Genomic DNA, 4,133 nt, shown 5'->3' on the forward strand with positions numbered 1-4,133 from the left:
GATTTGGGGAGGCGGGGCTGGCGGAGGATGACGGTGCGCCAGTAGAGGGGGCCGGTGATGAGGTCGAGGGCGATGTCCTCGTCGAGGCCTCGCCGCAGCTCGCCCCGGTCGACCGCCGCCGCGAGGATGCGCAGGGCCACGCTTTCCTGCCCCGACCGCACCGCCTTGCGCAGCGCCTCGTCGATCTCCGGGTTGCGGGCGGCCTCCGCCTGCAGGTCCGGGATGATCTGCGAGGCCACCGGGTGCCGCAGCGCGCGTGAGGTGAACTCGTACAGCAGCCGCAGGTCCGTCTCCAGGGACCCCGTGTCCGGCGCGGGCAGCCCCTCGACGGCCAGCGCGGAGACGATGTCCAGGACCAGGTGCAGTTTGCCCCGCCAGCGCCGGTAGACCGCCGTCTTGCCGACCCCGGCCCGGCGCGCGACCCCCTCGATGGAGGTGCGCGCGTACCCGACCGCCGCGAGCTCCTGCAGCACCGCCGCGCGGATGGCCTGCGTCACGTCCTCGCGCAGTACCGCCGCGCCGGCCGGCGTCCTGCGGCGCGGCGCGGAGCCGCCCCCCGCGGAGGCCGCCGGGCCAGCTGAGCCAGCAGAGCCCGCAGAGCCCGCGGTCCCGGCGGCCTCGGCGGCCTCGGCGGTCCCGGCCCCGGCGGCCCCAGCGGCTTCGACGGCTTCGGCGTCAGTCATGCGATCCAGCATAGGGCGAAGACGTCGTGAGGACGGGACGGTTGCGTTGCGACGTGTTCCCGGCCTAGGCTCAGGCCGCGCGGACGACGATACGGTCCCGTTCCGTCGTAACGTCGCCAACACTCCCGCTCGACGAAAGGCCGCGGATGTGAGCCAGGTTCTCGACGCACCGCACGCCGCCGGTCCGGCGGTTCCCGACCACGGGGACCTTCCGGCACTGGCCGCCCGGCACGGTCTCACGGTCAGCGGGGCCCGCCCGACCCTGACCGGCTACGTACGGCAGCTCTGGGCGCGGCGGCACTTCATCACCGCCTTCTCCACCGCCAAGCTCACCGCCCAGTACAGCCAGGCCAAGCTGGGCCAGCTCTGGCAGGTGCTGACGCCGGTGCTGAACGCCGCGGTGTACTTCTTCATCTTCGGCGTCCTGATGGGCACCTCCCACGGGGTTCCCGACTTCGTGCCCTTCCTGGTCACCGGCGTGTTCGTGTGGACGTTCACCCAGTCCTCGCTGATGACCGGAACCCGCGCGATCGCCAGCAACATCGGTCTGGTGCGCGCGCTGCACTTCCCGCGGGCCTCGCTGCCGATCTCGTACTGCCTGCAGCAGCTCCAGCAGCTGCTGTTCTCGATGGCGGCGCTGGCCGTGATCCTGCTGGTCTTCGGCGTGCCGGTGGCCTGGTCCTGGCTGCTGGTGGTGCCGGCGCTGATCCTGCAGTTCGTCTTCAACGCCGGTCTGGCGATGGTGCTGGCCCGCCTCGGCGCCCACACCCCCGACCTGGCGCAGCTGATGCCGTTCGTGCTGCGCACCTGGATGTACGCCTCCGGCGTGATGTTCAGCCTGACGCAGGTGGCGCAGCGCACCGACCTGCCGGGCTGGGTGTTCAACATCCTGCAGTGGAACCCGGCGGCGGTGTACATCGACCTGATGCGGTTCGCGCTGATCGACAGCTTCACCGCGAGCCAGCTGCCGGACCACGTGTGGCTGATCGCCGGCGGGTGGGCGCTGCTCGCCGGCCTCGGGGGATTCGTTTTCTTCTGGAAGGCTGAGGAGACCTACGGCCGTGGCTGAGCAGCGGATGGACCTCGAGGACGCAACCGGGGAGCGGATCCCCACGGTGGTCGTCGACCATGTGGACATCGTCTACAAGGTCAACGGCGCGGGCGGCGGGCGGGGCGCTGCCACGGCGGCGCTCAGCCGGATCGTGCGGCGCAAGGAGAAGGTCGAGCGGGCCGCCGGGGTGCGGCGGGTGCACGCGGTGAAGAACGTGACGTTCGTGGCGCACCGCGGTGAGGCGATCGGGCTGATCGGCACCAACGGTTCGGGCAAGTCCACGCTGCTGAAGGCGGTGGCCGGGCTCCTGCCGGTGGAGAACGGGCAGATCTTCACCGACGGCCAGCCCTCGCTGCTGGGTGTCAACGCGGCGCTGATGAAGGACCTGACCGGCGAGCGCAACGTCCACCTCGGCGGGCTCGCCATGGGGATGTCGCGCGAGCAGATACGCGAGCGGTACCGGTCGATCGTCGACTTCTCGGGGATCAACGAGAAGGGCGACTTCATCACGCTGCCGATGCGGACGTACTCCTCCGGCATGTCGGCGCGGCTGCGGTTCTCCATCGCCGCTGCCAAGGACCACGACGTGCTGCTGATCGACGAGGCGCTGGCGACCGGCGACAAGAAGTTCCAGAAGCGTTCCGAGGCGCGGATCCGCGAGCTGCGCAAGCACGCGGGAACGGTGTTCCTGGTCAGCCACAACAACAAGTCGATCCGGGACACCTGCGACCGGGTGCTGTGGCTGGAGCGGGGCGAGCTGCGGATGGACGGCCCGACCGAGGAAGTCATGCGGGAGTACGAGAAGTTCACCAGCAAGTAGCAGCGGGCAGGGCGCGGGTACGCGGCGCCCGCGGAGGGGCGGTTCGGGGCGTGTGTCCCCCGACCGCCCCTTTGTGCTGTCCGGCGCTGCCCGGTGCCGGCCGGTGATCTCAGATCTTGCTCAGGGATCGCGGCGGGGAGGCGCTCGACCCGTGCGACGGACCTACGCTCGGGCTCTTCGACGAACGGGGGAACGTGTGATGCGAGGTCGATGGGGTGCCGCGGTGGTGGCGGCCGTGGTGGCGGCCGTGGTGGGTGCGGCGGGGTGCACCGCCGAGACCTCGTGGGGCGACGGGAGGGAACTGCCCGCGGCAGTGGACGGTGGACCGGCCCCCTCCGGGTCCGCGACCGGGCAGGAGCCGCCGGCCGGGCAGGAGCCGGCGGAGGAGCTGGAGCACCGGGGGAACGCGAGCCTGGCGTACCCGTCCGGGCGGGCCGGGGACGCCCTCACGCTCACCGTCTCGTGCCGGGGGGACGGGACGGTCGAGGTGCGGGTGCCTCGCATCGGCGCGAGGGTCCCGAGCCGGTGCCACGGCGGGAAGGTCACCGGGTACGAGCACCGGATCGGGGTCGCGGGGGCGGAGCGCGCCGGCACCGCCGTCGTGACGGCTCCACCCGAGGTGGAGTGGACGCTCACCGTCACCCGCACCGTGCCGGCTACGTCTCCCTGATCTCGTCGAGGGAGTGCTGCATCGCCTCCCGCGCGCGGACGAAGAAGTCGGCGAGGACGGCCGTCTCGTCCGGGGTGTAGCCGGCGAGGAGTGCGCCCAGCCGCTCGTAGTGGGGGCCGTAGACGGCGAAGACGCGGGCGGCCGCCGACGCGTCGAGGACGACGCGGACGCGTCGGCGGTCGTTCGGGTCGGGCTGCCGGTGGACGTAGCCGGCGCGTTCCAGACGGTTCAGGACGCCGGTGACCGCGCCGGTGGTGATGTTCGCGCGTTCGGCGAGGTCTCCGGCGGCCAGGTGCCGCGTGCCGGCGCCGATGATGTGGCCGAGGCAGGTCAGGTCGGTGACGTTCAGCCCCAGTCGCTGGGCGATGTCGTGCTGGGAGACGAGGGCGAGCGCGATCAGTCCGTCCATCGCGTCCAGTGCCTGCTTCGGTGTCGCCTCGGGACGGGACTTGCCCTCCACCGGGATTCTCCTTAGTGTCTAAGTTACTTAGCTCGTGAGCTAAGTTGTCTCGCGTTCGGGACGAAGATACAGACAGACGCGGCGGGTCGGAGGAGACACATGAGCGGCATGCACGGCGACGAGGACCTCGGGCACACGCTCGCCGGATGGGCGGGCGCCTGCCTCGCCCTCGTCGGATGCGCCTTGTGCGGCGCGGCGATGGTCGCCGGACGGCCCGCCGGCTTCCTGGCCGGCCTCGGCGTGGTCGCCCTGGCCGCCCTGCTCAGCTGGGTGCTGCATCTGGGCGGCTGGGGGAAGCCCGGCGGGCCGCGTCCGGCCGCCGACCGGCACTGGCGCACGAGGGACCGGGCGGCCGCGCAGGGGCACCCGGACTGCTGGGGCTGTCGCCTGGCGGGGCGCGGGCGCCGCCTCACCCGGCCGGAACCCCCGCTCGTGCACGAGCCGGAACC

General features: G+C 72.1%; 6 protein-coding genes. 4 read left to right on the top strand and 2 right to left on the bottom strand.

Going from position 1 to position 4,133, the window contains the following annotated elements:
* Nucleotides 1-695 (bottom strand): TetR/AcrR family transcriptional regulator (locus ACOV8S_RS18415; RefSeq protein WP_448318920.1); only part of this gene is annotated, 695 nt, incomplete at its 3' end.
* Between the two features lie 136 nt (nucleotides 696-831).
* On the opposite strand from ACOV8S_RS18415, the gene ACOV8S_RS18420 reads away from it, so the two are divergent.
* The 3 genes from ACOV8S_RS18420 to ACOV8S_RS18430 all read left to right on the top strand — a co-directional run bounded on the left by ACOV8S_RS18420 (nucleotide 832) and on the right by ACOV8S_RS18430 (nucleotide 3,224).
* The gene (locus ACOV8S_RS18420; protein WP_448318921.1) at nucleotides 832-1,752 is read left to right on the top strand and encodes an ABC transporter permease; all 921 of its coding nucleotides are present in this window, start codon (nucleotides 832-834) and stop codon (nucleotides 1,750-1,752) included.
* 7 nt (nucleotides 1,753-1,759) lie between these two features.
* Nucleotides 1,760-2,554, top strand: coding sequence for an ABC transporter ATP-binding protein (locus ACOV8S_RS18425; protein WP_448319442.1), 795 nt, complete (start codon nucleotides 1,760-1,762; stop codon nucleotides 2,552-2,554).
* A gap of 199 nt (nucleotides 2,555-2,753) precedes the next feature.
* A complete protein-coding gene (locus ACOV8S_RS18430) occupies nucleotides 2,754-3,224 on the top strand; it encodes a hypothetical protein (RefSeq protein ID WP_448318922.1) in 471 nt (156 codons plus the stop codon).
* Here the strand turns inward: ACOV8S_RS18430 and ACOV8S_RS18435 are convergent.
* The gene (locus ACOV8S_RS18435; RefSeq protein ID WP_448318923.1) at nucleotides 3,211-3,684 is read right to left on the bottom strand and encodes a MarR family winged helix-turn-helix transcriptional regulator; all 474 of its coding nucleotides are present in this window, start codon (nucleotides 3,682-3,684) and stop codon (nucleotides 3,211-3,213) included. The two genes, ACOV8S_RS18430 and ACOV8S_RS18435, sit on opposite strands and share 14 nt — an antisense overlap.
* Before the next feature lie 99 nt (nucleotides 3,685-3,783).
* Here ACOV8S_RS18435 and ACOV8S_RS18440 point away from each other — a divergent pair.
* On the top strand, nucleotides 3,784-4,133 hold a 350-nt coding region (locus ACOV8S_RS18440), incomplete at its 3' end, for an HGxxPAAW family protein (RefSeq protein ID WP_448318924.1).

The sequence above is a fragment of the Streptomyces sp. CO7 genome, assembly GCF_053474865.1.